The sequence below is a fragment of the Hydrogenophaga laconesensis genome (assembly GCF_031457235.1).
Taxonomy (GTDB): domain Bacteria; phylum Pseudomonadota; class Gammaproteobacteria; order Burkholderiales; family Burkholderiaceae_C; genus Hydrogenophaga; species Hydrogenophaga laconesensis.
This window is the reverse complement of the sequence record NZ_JAVDWE010000004.1, coordinates 159,680-174,048: the sequence shown is the minus strand read 5'-3', so window position 1 is coordinate 174,048 and position 14,369 is coordinate 159,680. Positions and strand designations below refer to the sequence as shown.

General features: G+C 58.2%; 17 protein-coding genes. All 17 read right to left on the bottom strand.

Features of this window, described 5'->3' with window-relative positions:
• Nucleotide 1: 1 nt before the first annotated feature.
• The 17 genes from J2X09_RS09445 to J2X09_RS09365 all read right to left on the bottom strand — a co-directional run bounded on the left by J2X09_RS09445 (nt 2) and on the right by J2X09_RS09365 (nt 14,334).
• Entirely contained in the window at nt 2–943 is a 942-nt protein-coding gene (locus tag J2X09_RS09445) for a hypothetical protein (protein ID WP_204733138.1), read from the bottom strand.
• Between the two features lie 2 nt (nt 944–945).
• Nucleotides 946–1,428 carry a hypothetical protein gene (locus J2X09_RS09440; RefSeq protein WP_204733139.1) on the bottom strand — a complete coding sequence of 161 codons (483 nt, stop codon included), beginning with the start codon at nt 1,426–1,428 and terminating at the stop codon, nt 946–948.
• A gap of 247 nt (nt 1,429–1,675) precedes the next feature.
• A complete protein-coding gene (locus J2X09_RS09435; RefSeq protein WP_204733140.1) occupies nt 1,676–3,073 on the bottom strand; it encodes a packaged DNA stabilization protein in 1,398 nt (465 codons plus the stop codon).
• Nucleotides 3,073–3,771, bottom strand: a complete 699-nt coding sequence (locus tag J2X09_RS09430) for a hypothetical protein (RefSeq protein ID WP_204733141.1) — start codon at nt 3,769–3,771, stop codon at nt 3,073–3,075. The genes J2X09_RS09435 and J2X09_RS09430 overlap by 1 nt, the downstream gene beginning before the upstream one ends.
• A 57-nt stretch (nt 3,772–3,828) precedes the next feature.
• Entirely contained in the window at nt 3,829–4,227 is a 399-nt protein-coding gene (locus J2X09_RS09425; protein WP_204733142.1) for a hypothetical protein, read from the bottom strand.
• A 21-nt stretch (nt 4,228–4,248) separates the two neighbouring features.
• Nucleotides 4,249–5,466, bottom strand: a complete 1,218-nt coding sequence (locus tag J2X09_RS09420; protein ID WP_204733143.1) for a P22 phage major capsid protein family protein — start codon at nt 5,464–5,466, stop codon at nt 4,249–4,251.
• An 81-nt stretch (nt 5,467–5,547) separates the two neighbouring features.
• Nucleotides 5,548–6,339, bottom strand: coding sequence for a hypothetical protein (locus J2X09_RS09415; RefSeq protein ID WP_204733144.1), 792 nt, complete (start codon nt 6,337–6,339; stop codon nt 5,548–5,550).
• 71 nt (nt 6,340–6,410) lie between these two features.
• Nucleotides 6,411–6,659 (bottom strand): hypothetical protein, encoded by a 249-nt coding sequence (locus tag J2X09_RS09410; RefSeq protein WP_204733145.1) that lies wholly within the window; start codon nt 6,657–6,659, stop codon nt 6,411–6,413.
• 1,391 nt (nt 6,660–8,050) lie between these two features.
• The gene (locus J2X09_RS09405) at nt 8,051–8,440 is read right to left on the bottom strand and encodes a hypothetical protein (RefSeq protein WP_204733146.1); all 390 of its coding nucleotides are present in this window, start codon (nt 8,438–8,440) and stop codon (nt 8,051–8,053) included.
• Nucleotides 8,441–8,442: 2 nt separating this feature from the next.
• Nucleotides 8,443–8,610 carry a hypothetical protein gene (locus J2X09_RS09400; RefSeq protein ID WP_204733147.1) on the bottom strand — a complete coding sequence of 56 codons (168 nt, stop codon included), beginning with the start codon at nt 8,608–8,610 and terminating at the stop codon, nt 8,443–8,445.
• The gene (locus J2X09_RS09395) at nt 8,603–10,948 is read right to left on the bottom strand and encodes a portal protein (RefSeq protein WP_204733148.1); all 2,346 of its coding nucleotides are present in this window, start codon (nt 10,946–10,948) and stop codon (nt 8,603–8,605) included. The genes J2X09_RS09400 and J2X09_RS09395 overlap by 8 nt, the downstream gene beginning before the upstream one ends.
• Nucleotides 10,941–11,306 carry a GNAT family N-acetyltransferase gene (locus tag J2X09_RS09390; protein WP_204733149.1) on the bottom strand — a complete coding sequence of 122 codons (366 nt, stop codon included), beginning with the start codon at nt 11,304–11,306 and terminating at the stop codon, nt 10,941–10,943. The genes J2X09_RS09395 and J2X09_RS09390 overlap by 8 nt, the downstream gene beginning before the upstream one ends.
• Nucleotides 11,303–12,664 carry a DEAD/DEAH box helicase family protein gene (locus J2X09_RS09385; RefSeq protein ID WP_204733150.1) on the bottom strand — a complete coding sequence of 454 codons (1,362 nt, stop codon included), beginning with the start codon at nt 12,662–12,664 and terminating at the stop codon, nt 11,303–11,305. The genes J2X09_RS09390 and J2X09_RS09385 overlap by 4 nt, the downstream gene beginning before the upstream one ends.
• Nucleotides 12,639–12,902: a hypothetical protein gene (locus tag J2X09_RS09380; RefSeq protein ID WP_204733151.1), complete on the bottom strand. Its 264-nt coding sequence runs from the start codon at nt 12,900–12,902 to the stop codon at nt 12,639–12,641. Before J2X09_RS09380 ends, J2X09_RS09385 begins: the two co-directional genes overlap by 26 nt.
• A gap of 148 nt (nt 12,903–13,050) precedes the next feature.
• Nucleotides 13,051–13,404, bottom strand: coding sequence for an Acb2/Tad1 domain-containing protein (locus tag J2X09_RS09375; protein ID WP_204733152.1), 354 nt, complete (start codon nt 13,402–13,404; stop codon nt 13,051–13,053).
• Nucleotides 13,405–13,696: 292 nt separating this feature from the next.
• Complete coding sequence (locus J2X09_RS09370) at nt 13,697–14,194, bottom strand: hypothetical protein (RefSeq protein ID WP_204733153.1); 498 nt, start codon at nt 14,192–14,194, stop codon at nt 13,697–13,699.
• On the bottom strand, nt 14,191–14,334 hold the full coding sequence (locus J2X09_RS09365) for a hypothetical protein (RefSeq protein WP_204733154.1): 144 nt from the start codon (nt 14,332–14,334) through the stop codon (nt 14,191–14,193). Before J2X09_RS09365 ends, J2X09_RS09370 begins: the two co-directional genes overlap by 4 nt.
• Between the last annotated feature and the right edge of the window lie 35 nt (nt 14,335–14,369).

Genomic DNA, 14,369 nt, shown 5'->3' with positions numbered 1-14,369 from the left:
ATCAGCTACCCATTCCTTGATTGCCCGTGTACCAGCTTGAGGCGCCAGAGCTTGCCGGATTGCGGATAAGGTTCATCAACTGGTTCTGCTGATAGATGTCAACGGCCTGACCGATGCCGTTGTTGATGGCGTTGGCCTGACCGATATACCCTGCAGCCTGCGAGTTCCCGAGCGATCCAAGAGCATTCGCGTTGTTTTGTGCGAACTGCCCGGCACTGTTGCTCATCTGGTTGGTCGCGCCCTGCCCAGAGTTCACCAAGCCGGCGAGCTTGTTATAGGTGTTGTTCTGGTCATTGGTGTATCGGCTGTATGCGTTGCCGTACTCCTGCGAGGCGAGGCCTTGGCCGTATTTCTGGATGGCCTTCAAAGCGGCCCCGGAGAGAAGACCACCACGCGCAGCCGCTGAGCCTTCAACACCGCGCATGCCCTCATCCATGCGGAACTGATAACCCGGGTCGGCTTCGAAGTCTTCCATGGAAAACTTCTTCAGCAGCGAACCGAAGTCGCCGGGTTGCTCCTGCGGGTTTGCCGAATATTGGGCCTTCGCTTGTTGGAGAGCCTGATCCTTCAGTCTCTTTTCAGCGGCAGCCACATCACCAGCCGCCCATGCGGGCATGTTGTCGAACGTGTACCCACTCGATTGGGCTTCGCGTGCGCTGGCCTGTGCCCGCAAGTCTCTGTAAATCTGGTCATACACATCGGTGTCGTAACCACGGTCCAGACCAAGCAACTGAAGAAGGCGATTGTTGGCAAGTACGCCCGATTCGTGGAAAGGCGCTTGCAGGTCTTGCTGGCGCTGTGACGTGGCAAGGTTGGTGGCGTTCGTTCGATTGGCCGCGTCCCTCTGAGAATCGGCAGCGTTGTCTGCCGCATCGGCAGAAATGAGCGCGCCGCCGACCGTGCCAATCGCGGCCACCGCGCCCGCTGATAGTCCGAAAGCCATAGTCAGTTCTCCAGTTTCTCGCGCTCACGCTGAGCGATCAATTGAGGGTTGTCTTTGCCGCCGAGCAGTTCGGAGGCTTTGGAATGCGTGAAGACCTCCACCAACCTATCGGTGTCGGTCTCGTTGTCAGGATTCGGGAGGAAGTTCGTCCACACCGACTCTTCCAATGCAAGGGCGGCGTTCTTCGCTCCGGGCTTCACCGTCACGGTGCAAGGCGCCTCAAGCGTCACAGTCCCCTCATCCGTCACCAGTTCCAACCTGCCCTTGGACAGAATGGCGAGGTTCTCCATCTTGTGAATCGCCCCGACCAGCGTCACGCCCTTGGGGATCGTGATTTCACGGGCATACATGCCATTGGCGAAGTAGTGCCGGACAGGACATTCAGCTTGCGGCATCGAGTACATGGACTTTTCCAGCCTCTGCACCTTCTCGCGCATCGTCACCACGGGTTTCATGGTGGCCAGATCGAACTTGTAGGAGATCAAACCGTAACCCCTGCGGCATCACGCCAAATGATGGTCGGTCGGACCTGAGCGACATAGACGGGCTTGTTCAACGTCGTGTCATAGAAGGCCCGACCGATCCAGAGAAGATTTGTCGGCCTCTCAGCGGTAGGGCCTGCCTGTCTCACGGCCTGAATCGTCAAATGGACCCAGTTGAACCACTGAAGCCATGTGCGATACGACTTGCCCTGCGGGTCTAGCAATGGGTCGTTGGAGGGGAAATCGAAACTCACTTGGTCACCCTCGCCCATGCGGCCACGAACACCGACACCACGGGGTCAGTGACCCTGAACCTAAATATCCAGTCTCTTGCTTGACCCAATCGACGCCACACAGCGCGGGTTTTGTACTCGCCCACTTTCCCGATGGACGTCCACAACTCATTCCCGTAGGTGTTCCCGCCATCCCGTGAGACTTTCATCATCACTTGCGGGTCCACACCAAGACCCGTCTGATTCCCGACGCCGGGCTGCATCTCAAGCCACAACTCAGAGACCCGGGTGAAGTCACCAATGGACTGATGACGGGACGTGAACTCGCGAACGATCGGCTGGCTGTCGTCCGTCAACACAGCAGGCTCGATCTTGTAGAGCTTGCCGTTCTCATAGTCGGCCGCGTAGATCGACCCCAGAAGTTGGGCAGACATCGATGCCCGATGCATTCCACCGAACGACTCAAGCACGCTCCACGCTTTGGACTGCGCGTCGTACATCCACGTTTTCCCGACCGTGGGGAAGTTGATCTGATAGAACGCGTGCCCATTGACCATGTAAGCCAGCGCCGTGGCGTTCGACACATCGCCATATGACGTGAATTCGACTTCGATCTGTGGGTTTGAGATGGGCTGAGCAACAGACCCGGCCATCACACAAACCTGAACCTGGCCCAGCCTGTTCTTTCTCAGGAAAGCCATGGAGTCCATGTATTTCACGAGGGACCAGCGAGCAGCCAGACCCCATTCCACCGCTCCACCGCCGATCTTCACAAATGCCTGATCAGCCGCTCCAGAATCGCCCCAGATTTCCGTCGTGTTGGTGCCCGCAAGATACAACTGACCGGCTTCAGCAAACACCCTGACAAGATCGTCCGGAGAGGCTTCAGCCGTCGCATAGTCCAGCGCGTCCCATGCCGATCCATCGAGCAGAGCGGACCAGTAAAACCGGCCTGAATCCGGGTCGTTGACGATGAATCGCTGATTCAGGAACGTGACCGTATCCCCACCGGGGAAATCAGGATCGGTGATCTTTGCAAAGGCACTCGTCGCGAAAGTCAGGATGTACCCATTCGCCCCGTCAACGATGATCAGCTGAATGCCGTTGTCCGACATGTCCACTCGACCGGACGCCGTATCCAGCGTACCTAACTCAGTCGTTGCGCCGTCATTCGCAACGCGATAGAGCTTGTTGCGGTTGACCACGTAGAGAAAGTCGCCCTTCTGCCACACGCCACGGGACGGAAAAGCCCCGAAATCAACCGCCGTCACCAGCCCCGGGCGGGGATACATGGTGATCACCTGTTTCTCCGGGTCGTCGTTCAACTCAACGTAGACGTTCAGCCTCTCTTGTGCAGAGACGACAACAGACCTGGCCTTGTTTCCAATGCCAAAAAGAGGGACCGGGTTGAGCATTACAGCGACCGCCAGTCAAGATAGGTGCTGTTGTCCGGGATGCCGTAGGGCATCACGAGACGTGGAATCTGCGCGTTCGTGCGCTTCAGTAGCTTTCTGGCCTGACTGGCATTCCGCAAAAGAGTAGGAGTCGGCTCTACAAGAAATTCCGGCGCGAGGTCGATCCCAAGCAGAAGACTCAGCGCCCGGTCATACCCAGGTGGCATGTCCAATTGTTGGGTGAGGCTGGTGAACTCGGTGATCTGCTTGAGAGACCACATGTTGAACACCATGGGAGATTGGGACGGCAGCGGCCAGAATGTCACGGTGATGTCCGGAAAATCCATCAAGGCCCAGAAACCCGTTGGAATCCCGCCAATGGTCTTGACGGTGATCTGGTTGTAATCAGACAGGTTCCACGCCACGAGGGGATACGAGACCCCCTGATACGTCAGGAACGACGAGGCCAGAATCTTCACGGGCCGTTGTGTCACGAACGAGCCCGTAGGACCGATGGTGTAGGCCGCTTGGTTCGTCACCAAGGGAATCTGATCTAACGACTGTGCATAGATCATCTGCGAGGCATTCCCGAGCGAGGCCATCAACTGGTTGAGCACGGAAAGACCATCAGCACTTTGCTGGGCGCTGGGTGTTTCACCCTCGGGCAAAACGCCTAGCTGGCGCATGGCGCGTTTGATGATGTCTAGAGCGGTCGTCACATCACATCCCCTGAATGGAAAAGGCCCCCGAAGGGGCCTTCTCTTTGCACATCAAGCTCAAGGAGCGGGAGTGCCAGTGGGAGGCGACTGGATTGCCCAGGTCACCACCGTCGCAGCCGTCGCGGCAGCCGTGCCGTAGATCGTGAACGACCCAGCAGCAGGCACCACGCGTTCGACGCGCAGCAACGTGCCATCAGCAGCGGCTTGAGAAACCACCGCCATCACGACGCTGTTTGCGTTCACCAGAGAATTGGTGATCACAACCGAGGATGCGCCGATTGGGATGGTCGCCATGCCGCCGTAGGTGTTCTGCGTCTGGGCACCAGACGAAGACGTATTGGCAGTGGCAGCCGAGGCCAGACCTTGAGCGATCAGAGCCGCTTCCAGCTCTTGCGACAGTTCAAGGGTTTGGCCGGCAGCGGAACCGCCGTAGGCACGAATGAGAGTCACAGACATGATGTGTGTCCTTTCAGTGGTTTAGCTCAGCACCGTGTAGTACTTGCATGCCAGTTCGGGATAGGTCGCAGCCCATCCGAACAGCACGTCAAGACGCATGATGGAGTTGTCGTTGATGCCGTCGTAGAACTCGGTGACCTTGATGGTGAAACCATCCATGGTCTCCTGAGCCACATCGATCACCCCCTTGCCACCTGGAGGTGCCCACATCGGAACCATCGCCAGCGTGAACGCGTCCTTGTGATAGGCCACGTTCGTGTTGTACGAGGTCGATGCAGAGCCCACGATGACGTAGGGTTGACCAGTGGTCGGCGAGGCCGAGACGTTCTGGAACGCGCCGGTCGGAACGATGGCGGGACTGATTGGGATCGAGGTCGCACCTTGAGCCACATCGGCAGTCACCACGAAGTTCATCAGCGCACCAGTGGAGACGCGGGACTGCGGGTTGACCGCAAACACGCCGGGAAGCGTGATCACAGTGCCCTTGGTCAGCGTACCGGCAGCGACTGCCACAACCGTGATGCTCGATCCGGTCTGACCTGCGCCGCTGATGTTCGTTGCCGTGGCCGCACCGTTGGTGTGGATGTCTACGTTCTGATCCATGCCGGTGATGAAACCGAACGAGTCAGACAGCATGCCCGAGTTGAACTGCTCGGTGATCTTGGACGGGTTGTTGAAGTACCCGCCAAAACCTTGCACCAGCGCAGCGTTCAGAGCCGGGTTTGCGATCATGGCGCGGCGACGGTCGCGGGGAGCGGCCATCTCGTCCAGTCGTTGCCCCAACTGGGTCATCGCAGCGATTGCGTTGGCCGCAGAGGTCGGCAGTGCGCCGGCACCGTTCAGTGTGTTGTACACCGAGTAGTGTGCGGCTTGCAGGCCCTGACGGTCGATCTCGTTGGCCACGGTGGCAACAGCAGCGGTGATCTTGTCTTCGAGCTTCGTGAGCGACAGGGTGCGCTCATTGGCGGTGAAGTTCAGATCAGTACCACCTTGCGACAGCACCAGCGGGACGGTCGTTTCCACAGTTGCCTGCGGAACAGAGACACGACCAGCACGGTAGGTGTAGCGCGGAGGACGCTTGATGTTGATGGTGTTGCCCGGAGCGTAGCCACGGGACATGTTGGAGGTGAACTCCTGCTCCCAATCACGGTTCACGTTCTTGGAGAACGAGAGCATGTTCTTGAGGATCGCCAGCGATTCTTTCGCGACGATGCTGCAAGTGACCAGAGTGTTGGTCATGTCGATTCCTTTCGGCGCTTCTCAGCGTTAGAAAGTTGATGAAGGTGGCCCGACGTCTCTCGACGGTGAGGCCGTACTTGGTTACCGTGCCCAGTGAGGCTTTTGCTTCAGTCGTGCCTGGTAGTACTCTTCGGCACTCATGTTCTGCAGCGACTTCACGGGGCTTTCTCCACCGCCAACCGGATCGATAGGAGCCGGGGTCTTTGGCGGTTTCGCGGTGGTGGAAAGCCGGGTTTCCAGCTTGCCGATCTCAGCAGCCTGTCGGGCCGGGCTCAGGGCGGTGATGCGGTCCACTTCTGCGGGATTTGCGGCCATGTACACCATGAGCTTTGCCGCCACATCCGAATCAGTGATCGCTTGCGCAATCGCTGGTGTCAGTGGCAGAGACTCGAAGTCATCACGATCAAACCCCGGGGCTTTCTCGGCCTCGGCATAGATCTTTTCTGTCTTCTGGTGCATGGAGCGCAATTGCTCCTGCTGCTTTTCCTGCTTGACGGTCTTGTCTCGCTGCTCCAACTTCCAGTCCGTCAGCGATTCGATGTAGTCAGCATCAGACGCGAATTGATCGCGCTGAGGACGTCCATCTCCTTGCGGTTGGGTCGGCTGCTGGTACTGCGCTGCTCGGTTCAACCGCTCGGTCGCTTCTCGCAATGCCCTGCGCTCGGCCTTGGCGGCTGCCTTGGCTGATGCACGTTCGATCCGATCCTGCAACTCTTCTTCAGAGTAGGTTTTCGGCTCGTTCGGAGGCTGTCTTTCAGTGCCATCGGTCTCCGCGCCCGTGGCATCAGTTCCTGCGTTGGTCTGCGCAGGTGCAGTTGGTTGAACTTCGCTACTCGCGGGCGTGTCTTGCCCTGCCAACAGTTCGTCAGGCATGGTTTACCTTCGTTAAAGGAGGGTCTAGGACCCGTACCGAATGCGCTTCGGCGTGCGGCCTTACGGCGTGATCACAGGACGTAGAGCAATGCCTCGGCTATTGCTTCTTCTTCCTCGTCGTCTTCCCTCTCCTGGCGCAGTTGTTGCACCAGTCTTTCGAGGGCCTGTGTGTAGGCCGCTCGATATGGCAAGTTCTCCTGCTCCAGAGACCGGCGAAGTTCATTCCTCGCTTGGGTTTTGGGCTTTTCAATGACTCTCGGTGCTTCAGCCTTGATGACCTCGGCAACAGGCTCAGGAACATTCCTTAGAGCCTCTTCCATGTCTCTCTGACGCCGCAGCATCCAGAGAAACCCAGCGGATAGCGTTTCTGGCTCGTTCGCTACGCCCGTGATGATCGAGCCTTGCCCAACCAATGCCCCAGACGTGTCGTGCGTAACCGCTGGACCAGTTCTCGCCGCAGACCCATTGATCTGCGACCCAGACCCGACCAATACACCCGCCGTTGCATGGCTCACAGGACCGGCGATACGAGCCGCAGAGCCTGCTATTGCAGACCCCTGCCCCGTCAATGCGCCGGACGACGAAAACGCCCGGAATCGCGCTGCTGTACCTGATACCGCTGAACCTTGACCAACCAGCGCGCCAGAGGTCGAATGGTTCGGGATGCGGTTTGCAGAACCACTCAGCGCAGAACCTGAGCCAGTCAGTACACCCGACGTGCTATGGACATTCGCCGCGCCCTGCCGATCAGCCGACCCCGTTACCGACGATCCCTGTCCGACCAGTGAACCAGACGACGGGTGCTCCCGCGTCCGGCTCGCCGTACCTGCAATACTCGACCCCCCACCTACCAGCGCGCCGGATGATGGATGCGCTCTCGTTCTCGCTGCACTTCCCGCAACCGAAGAACCCTGTCCGGTCAACGCTCCAGACGTTGGATGGGCGCGAGTTCTCGCCGCCGATCCAACAATCGATGAACCTTGACCAGAAAGCGCGCCACTAGAAGCATGCGCCCGGGTTCTGGCAGCCGATCCGGTTATTGCCGAGCCTTGACCTGTCAGGACACCAGACGTGGCGTGCGTTGTGCCCCCGGCCGTGGCGATGATCGAAATCTCCGCCATCGCGGAGAACGCGCCACCCGAACCCGTCTGCGCCGTGGCTGTCGTGGTACTCGCACCAGGGCTGTTTGCACTGCGCAAACGACCCGCAATGTTGTTGTACTCGTGCGTTCCTAACGATGTCCAACCGCTCTCATTGGGCGGCGGTCCCGGCGTTCCGCTATCCCCGGTGTACCAGTTGTCCATCGCCAACACCAGATCGGTGGTGGTACTGGCAATGGTCTGAGAAGAACTGCTCGATGCCGCGACTGCGCGCACCCATGTGGCAGTCGATGTGTTGTCAATCCCGTCAACGAATGCGACAAAGAATGCCGCGCCCTCTGCGATGTAAGAACCATACGACGGTGTGATCGTCTGGCTGCCTGTCGCCGAAACCTGCGCCGTCGCCACCACTACAGGTGCAGCACCTCCAGACGGCGTGATGGTGAACGAGCTCGAAAAGCTGCTCGATACGGTGAACGCATCAAACTGCCCACGCAGGAGAACAACTACACCCTGCGCACCGCTCGGAACCGTGATCGCCAGTGCACCCGGTGACGCGCTGGCAATGTTGAGCGTAACTACGCTGAGTACGCTGGGCATTTAGCCCCCTGTTACGCCGATAGCGCGGTATAGGTCAGACTGGAGCAGGACACCGTATCGCCAGCGGCCACCGTCAGCCCGTTGGTCATGTTGATGTCCGAACCGGATGCGGCCACAGCGCAATGAACACACACCGTGCCACCCGACGTTTGAAGGGTCGCAGTCGCCACAGGCGAGGCATTGCCGGTTGCGTTCGTGTCTGACGTGATAGCGTTGGCCGTCGCAGTGCCAGACGAAGCAGCGCCGAACGGGGTCGCGCTCATCACAAGGGTGGCGACGACGGTGCCAGGAGAGCCGACAGTGCCGGTCAGACGAAATGCAAGGCGCGGAGATGCGCCAAGCTGCCCGGTCACATAGTCGGTCGCGCCGTTGCGAATTGCGGTGGTGTGGGTCACTGCCATGATCAGTCCTCTTTCTTCTCGGCTTCATCAGCCATCACTGCGCCGAGAGCTTCGGCCTGTTCTTTCGTTGCAGCGCCGACAACTTCATAGTTCTCGACCGCCCCTGTTGCCTTGCGGATGACCTGCACAGACATGCGCAGTTCTCCGACCTGTCCGGTTAGATCAGCCATTCATAGCTCCTGACTCAATGACGATGGTTCGCCCGTTGCTCAACGTCGCACGCTTGGGCGCGGTCTGAGCGCGGACAATCGCGTCCTGCATCTGAGAGATGGCTTGGACGGTGAGGTTTGTGCTTTCCTGCAGGGCCTGCATAACCTGCTCGTTTTGTCCGGCAAGCTGCTGCACCATCCCAGCAAGCTCCTGAAGTGCGGCCATTTCCTGCGCCTCCGCATCGGCTTCCGCAGCCTCTTGCTCTGGATTGGCTTCAGGTTGCTGTACAGGCTGCTGGAACGCGGCTTGCACCTCACTGATGGCCTGTTGTTTGTCAGAATCAAGCTGCTTCTGAGCGCGCAGGACGTAGTTCTCCGTCTCGGCCTTGATGCGCTTGGATTCCTCCATCTGCGCCTTCAGTTCGGCCTGACGCTGCTTGTCCTGCGTCTGGGAAAGCTCCTGCTCCATGCCCTGGATCGCTTGATCCAGCTGTTGGAGTTGCTGCTCCATCTGCTGCATGGCGGCTTGGGCTTGAGGCGGAATCTGTTCGTTGCCCTTCTCGTCAATGAGCGGCGCAATCGTCGGGAGCTTCTTCATCCGGTCGGCCAATTCCTCGGCCATCGGGAAGTCGTAGGTCCGCATCACAATGTCGCCAGCCACATCCATCAGCGGCGGGTACTTCGAGGCCAGTTCGGTCATCGCCGCAGACGCTTCCTGGCGCTGGGTCGCATAGCTCGGGCCGGTGTCGATCACCACGTCATAACGTCCAACGCCCGGATTGAAAATCTTCTCAACCGATGCATTTGTCTCTGCGTAGGCCTGCGGCATGTCTGGGTTCAACATGGCCGATTCCTGCTTGCCATCCAGACCAAGGATGCGAACAACGCGCTGCTGCTCGTAAACCTTCGGGATCAGGTCAAGAATCACCTTTGCCTCGTACTTCAAAGCACGGGCCAGGTTGTCCGGAAAGTGGAAAGTCGCGATCTCGCCCTGTTGCTTCAGGCGCTGGATACCAACGCCCGAAGCAGCTTCGGACTTGATGCCGAAATTCGCGCTCTGCTGACCCGAAGCCGCTCGCATCTGCTCGGTCGCCAGCTGCAGCATCTGGACCTGAGCGACAGGCATTGATGCCGTTGGCTGGCGCTCAGGCTTCGGGATGGGGTTTCCTTCATCGTCAACGTGGTTCCAAGGGAGATAAGACCTGTTTTCAAGGTTTGCCGCGCCCCAGATGTCCTCAAACCCTTCAATTGCGTCATTCGCCGCAAGGTAAGGAACCTTGTTCTGCAAAGCCAGCGTTTCAACAGCAGCGGAAAAGCTGTAATTCAGCATCCGCGCCGGGTCTTTGAGGTCACGAACAATCCCCTTTCGGATGATGTCGCCATTGACGTTCACCTCTTTGCCCAGCACCGTGATGATCGGGAAATATTGGCCCGGCCAATCCCGCTCATCCACCGGCTCAGTCTCACCGCCGAGCAGCTTGCACCACTTCCACTGTTTGCGCTTCGTGGATCGCTCGTACACCACCCCGACAACAGGAACGCCGTCGTTCAGAATCGCTCCATCCTTGGCCTCAAAACCATCCGGAAACTCGCTCTTCAGAACAGTCGTTCCGTCTTCAAGCAAATAGAGCTTGTCGTCTACGTACTCACACCAGAAATACTCAGCACGACGAACCTTGTCACCCTTCACCCAACCCCTGGGGTCTTCAACCCAGCTCAAAGGATCGACGTCAGGGTGATCTTCGCGGGCTCGCTCCTTGGAGATGTCCTCAAAGACAAACCCCCAATTCGCATCCGAGCGGTCCGGCTCTTTCGCATCCGGGTCCACATAGACCAGAAGCGGGTTCATCAAGGGCCTGATGCGGATGACCTGGTTGAACGAGTTGTAGTCCTCGTACTCGGTCACGATGCGCCAATAACCCTCACCACCGTAGATTGCGTGTTCTGCACCAGTGTCGTGCGCAGTGTCGGCAGACGACTCGGCCTGAATAGCTCGCAGCATGCCGCCCAGAATCTTTGCGGTCTCGACATCCGCATGATCATCGACAGGGAGAATGCGTGCACTCGGGCGGTTCTGCCGGATCTGGTTGATGATCTGGTTGCAGTGCTGAGCCGTGACGTTGACCGTCAGACAAGGTTTCTTGTTGATGTTCGCCCGGTCGCGGTAGATGGCTTGCGGCCACTGCCAGCCGTTGTCCGAATCGCCCATGACAAAGCGCGTATCCTCAATCGACAGCAGACGCTGGCTGTCGTAGTTCTCCTTGGCCCGTTCGTAGCGGGCCTTGGCGATCTCGACAAGGGACTTCGGCTCTTTGCCGTCGTCCTTGACGAGTTCCTGAGAACCTTTGCGCTTAGCCACGCACCACCCCATCGACAGCCTGAACCACAGAGGTCAGGCGCGGTCGGAACGACGGAGCGCGAGCCATCAACACCGGCTGATCCTGCGTCTTCACGAACCCAAAACGGGCATAGAAGCCAAGCAATCGAGCCTTCGCGATGTTCGCGTCAAACGGCTTGGGCTGAAGAATCAACACAACACCTTCGGAATCAGCCTCATCACACACCGCTTTCATCAGTTCAGTTGCATAGCCTTCGTTGCGGAAGGCCGGGTCAGTCCACACACGAACCACCTCACGCACGCGCTCCATGTCAGCTGGGAGTTCAGGGTTTTGCACCACCTGGCAGCTTGCGTGCTCGTTCTCAAAGTTCTGTTTCATGCACCCATCCATGAATTGGTGTCGCCGTATTGGTGGTGGACTGACTTCTTGTCGCGCTTTGCCCGGGGGGCGACAGCCCATGTCATCGCGAGCGCGTCCCCAAGGTCTGGAGATGCAAGCCCTCGACGCTTCATGTCTTCCTTCTTTTCAAGCCAAAGCTGCTGAGTCGGCGTAAACCCGTACTCGGGACCGATCAGGTCAGCCTTTAGAACTTCATCCTTTGGCAGATCAATGCGCTCACGCAGTGCGTTGCGCATAAGTCCCCACACCTCAACACGTTTGTTGCGGTAGGTGTCTTTGTCCTTTGGCGATTCCCCGCCGTTGAACCCGAACACCTCGTATCTCAGCTGGCGCAGACGATCAACCACACCTGAGCCGATGCCGGTTTCGTCGATGACCACCGCATCAGGCGACCATGCGTCTATTTCTTCGGCGATCTTGTCCGCCGTCTTCATCAAATCCATGCCTCGCCATGTGACCAAAGGCAAGACCTTTCGACCTTGGCGCTTGCAAATCACGCTTTGGTCATCACCGAATCGGGCAATGTCAGCGGCCAGAATCTTCGGCATCGAGCCGTAGCCGTCTGCCTCATATGCCATACAAGCATCCACATCACCGCCAGCTATGAACTGGTTGTCAGACTGGCTTGGGAACTCGCCAAGTACGCGGATCTTCACGAAATCGCTCTCAATCCCGTAATCCTCAATCCATGCCCGTATCTGCTCTGGGCTGGCTTGCTTCGCCGTGCGGCTATCAACCTGCTGCGTGGTCCAGCGGTGCCGGAATCGTCCCCAGCACTCTCTGAATCGACCTGTGTTCCTGGTTGGGTTGCCGAAGGCCGCCCACTTCGCGTGAGTCGTGGTCATCGAGCCTTCAACCACATCCCAAATCACATCAGGAATTGCTGAAGCCTCATCGAACACGTTCAACACGTAGTCTTCGTGCGTACCGGCAAAAGCCTCGGAGTTGTTCTCCGTCCATGGAATCGCTGACGCAAACCACGTATCAGGCGCCTCCTTAAGAAAGAAGCGCGTAGCTGTGTGCGTGAACCAGTGACCATTGACGGCGCGCTGATTCCACTTCGCCAGCTCGCGCCAGGTCTTGCTGTCCAGCTGGTTCTTGGTGTTCGCCGTCACAACCACCTGCGGGTGAGGACGTGTCGCCATGTACCAGTGAATCAACCAGCTTGTCAGCGCCGTTTTCCCAACACCGTGCCCAGACGCGACAGCTATTCGCTGGTCTGTAACGATGGAATTGAGTGCTTTCTCCTGCCAAACGTCAGGTTCGGCCTTCAGGATGCAGCGGACGTAATCAGCCGGTCGATCTACAAACTCAAGAACCGCTTGCGCGTCGTTCATGGAATGCGCGGACGACATCAGCTACCGATGCGTCGTCTCCATTACCCTGATCAATCTGGATCGCAGACAGGTCGGGCAGGCTCTTTTTCAGCAGGATTTCAATCGCCTTGAGGCGGCTCATGGAGATTTCCGAGCCATCGTTAAGTGCGTGATCCTGCAAGACATTCAGCAATTGACTCGCTTGAATCTTTCGCCGCACATCTTCCTGGTGCAACTTCCCCATCGGGCGACCGGCCATAGGCCCTCCTGCTTGTCACTCGACCAACTGGCCGGACCCTGAAAGCCTGTCAGGTCAGGTTGTCAGTGTTCACTGACTTTGATGGGTGCGGGCTCGATCCCCAGCGAGGAAAACGCAGTGGTGGATGAGGGAGCGGCCCGCGAAACTGTTACTTCCAGGTAGCAGCCTTGACGGCCCACATTTGGGAGGTTTGTGCCTCGGTGATCGCGATGGCGGCCATGCGCTTCACTTCGGGGTCTTGAGATTGCTCGCGCAGCGCATGGGCTCGGTCGATGACTTGGGCATAACAGGCCTTCAGATCATTGACCGTCGCGTCACCGCTTGGATTGAAAGACAGACCAACAGCCTTTTCGCCGAAAGTCATCTCACGCGTCACATCGCCCATGTCTTGCTCCTTAGTGGTTTTGGCAACAAAAAAGCCCGCGATGTGCGGGCCAGAAAGCGAAAAACCCGCCGAAGCGGGTTCCTGAATGAAGATGGTGGCGACACGCGCGGATTGCACGTCCCCGGTTTTCTGCCGTGCTTGATTACCGTCTCCAGCGTCAAACGCCTAACGGTCGGGTTTTCGCTTGCCCGTCATTGTCGCGAGTGCTGCGTTCTCTTTCACCATCACGGCTGCAACCTGTCAGAACGCGCGTTCTAGCCACAAGGCCACAGGATGCAAGCGTGATGTGCCTCGTTTAGAGACACCGACGCCCAAGATGAGGCGTCCCTTTTGCTGTTAGCCCCGACTCAGGGCTTTTATCGACCCACGAACGATACCATGGGGAACAGCATCGTGCAAGTGATCTTTTTCACAGTGTCATGCGCTCGTTCAGGCGCTTCATCACCTCGCCAGAAGCCAATGCCGTGAGCGATTCGATCTCGCCGACCAACCATGAATGCGCAGCCTCGCGCGGGTAAGGGCGCTTTCCCGTTCCTTGGCAATGCGGGCAGAGGTTGTCCGACAAGCTGGGAGTTCCTTGAATCGCCACGTACTTCCTACCGTCACACTCAGTACAAACACCATGGAGGTGCCAAGCCAGCATTTCCTTGGCGATCTTCCAGGCATCACCTTTGAGCCGGCGACGCTGGGCCATCTGCTCGTTCAGGTGTCGCCCAAGAGCCTCAGCAAGCTCTTTCTTCCGCTCTGATCGGCCTTCATAGGTCACAGACCACAGCATCAGAGCAAGGGAGACGCGCTTGCTGTTCTCTCCGATAGACGCGAGCGCAGCCGCTGCAATGATGGGGCGTCCACCTTCAGCAGTGATGTACTGCTCTTCCACTGTTGGGCGGTCTTTGGTTTCGGTCACTGCTTTCCCCCGTTCATCTTTTCCCGGTACGCCTTCACACTCTCATGGACTGCTTGCCAGTCCTCACCAAACACCAATGTCATGACGCGCTTGTATTCGGCGGTCTGTCTACCTACTTGTTCGGCCTGGTAGAACGGCATGCTATGCGCCATCGCCCTTACCTTGCACTGGTGAC

Excerpts from the sequence above, each read along its gene's own strand:
- J2X09_RS09365 (WP_204733154.1), bottom strand. The coding sequence starts at position 14,334 with ATGCCGTTCTACCAGGCCGAACAAGTAGGTAGACAGACCGCCGAATAC.
- J2X09_RS09390 (WP_204733149.1), bottom strand. The coding sequence starts at position 11,306 with ATGAAACAGAACTTTGAGAACGAGCACGCAAGCTGCCAGGTGGTGCAA.
- J2X09_RS09380 (WP_204733151.1), bottom strand. The coding sequence starts at position 12,902 with ATGGCCGGTCGCCCGATGGGGAAGTTGCACCAGGAAGATGTGCGGCGA.
- J2X09_RS09400 (WP_204733147.1), bottom strand. The coding sequence starts at position 8,610 with ATGGCTGATCTAACCGGACAGGTCGGAGAACTGCGCATGTCTGTGCAG.
- J2X09_RS09405 (WP_204733146.1), bottom strand. The coding sequence starts at position 8,440 with ATGGCAGTGACCCACACCACCGCAATTCGCAACGGCGCGACCGACTAT.
- J2X09_RS09445 (WP_204733138.1), bottom strand. The coding sequence starts at position 943 with ATGGCTTTCGGACTATCAGCGGGCGCGGTGGCCGCGATTGGCACGGTC.
- J2X09_RS09425 (WP_204733142.1), bottom strand. The coding sequence starts at position 4,227 with ATGTCTGTGACTCTCATTCGTGCCTACGGCGGTTCCGCTGCCGGCCAA.
- J2X09_RS09410 (WP_204733145.1), bottom strand. The coding sequence starts at position 6,659 with ATGGAAGAGGCTCTAAGGAATGTTCCTGAGCCTGTTGCCGAGGTCATC.
- J2X09_RS09435 (WP_204733140.1), bottom strand. The coding sequence starts at position 3,073 with ATGCTCAACCCGGTCCCTCTTTTTGGCATTGGAAACAAGGCCAGGTCT.
- J2X09_RS09415 (WP_204733144.1), bottom strand. The coding sequence starts at position 6,339 with ATGCCTGACGAACTGTTGGCAGGGCAAGACACGCCCGCGAGTAGCGAA.
- J2X09_RS09420 (WP_204733143.1), bottom strand. The coding sequence starts at position 5,466 with ATGACCAACACTCTGGTCACTTGCAGCATCGTCGCGAAAGAATCGCTG.
- J2X09_RS09385 (WP_204733150.1), bottom strand. The coding sequence starts at position 12,664 with ATGAACGACGCGCAAGCGGTTCTTGAGTTTGTAGATCGACCGGCTGAT.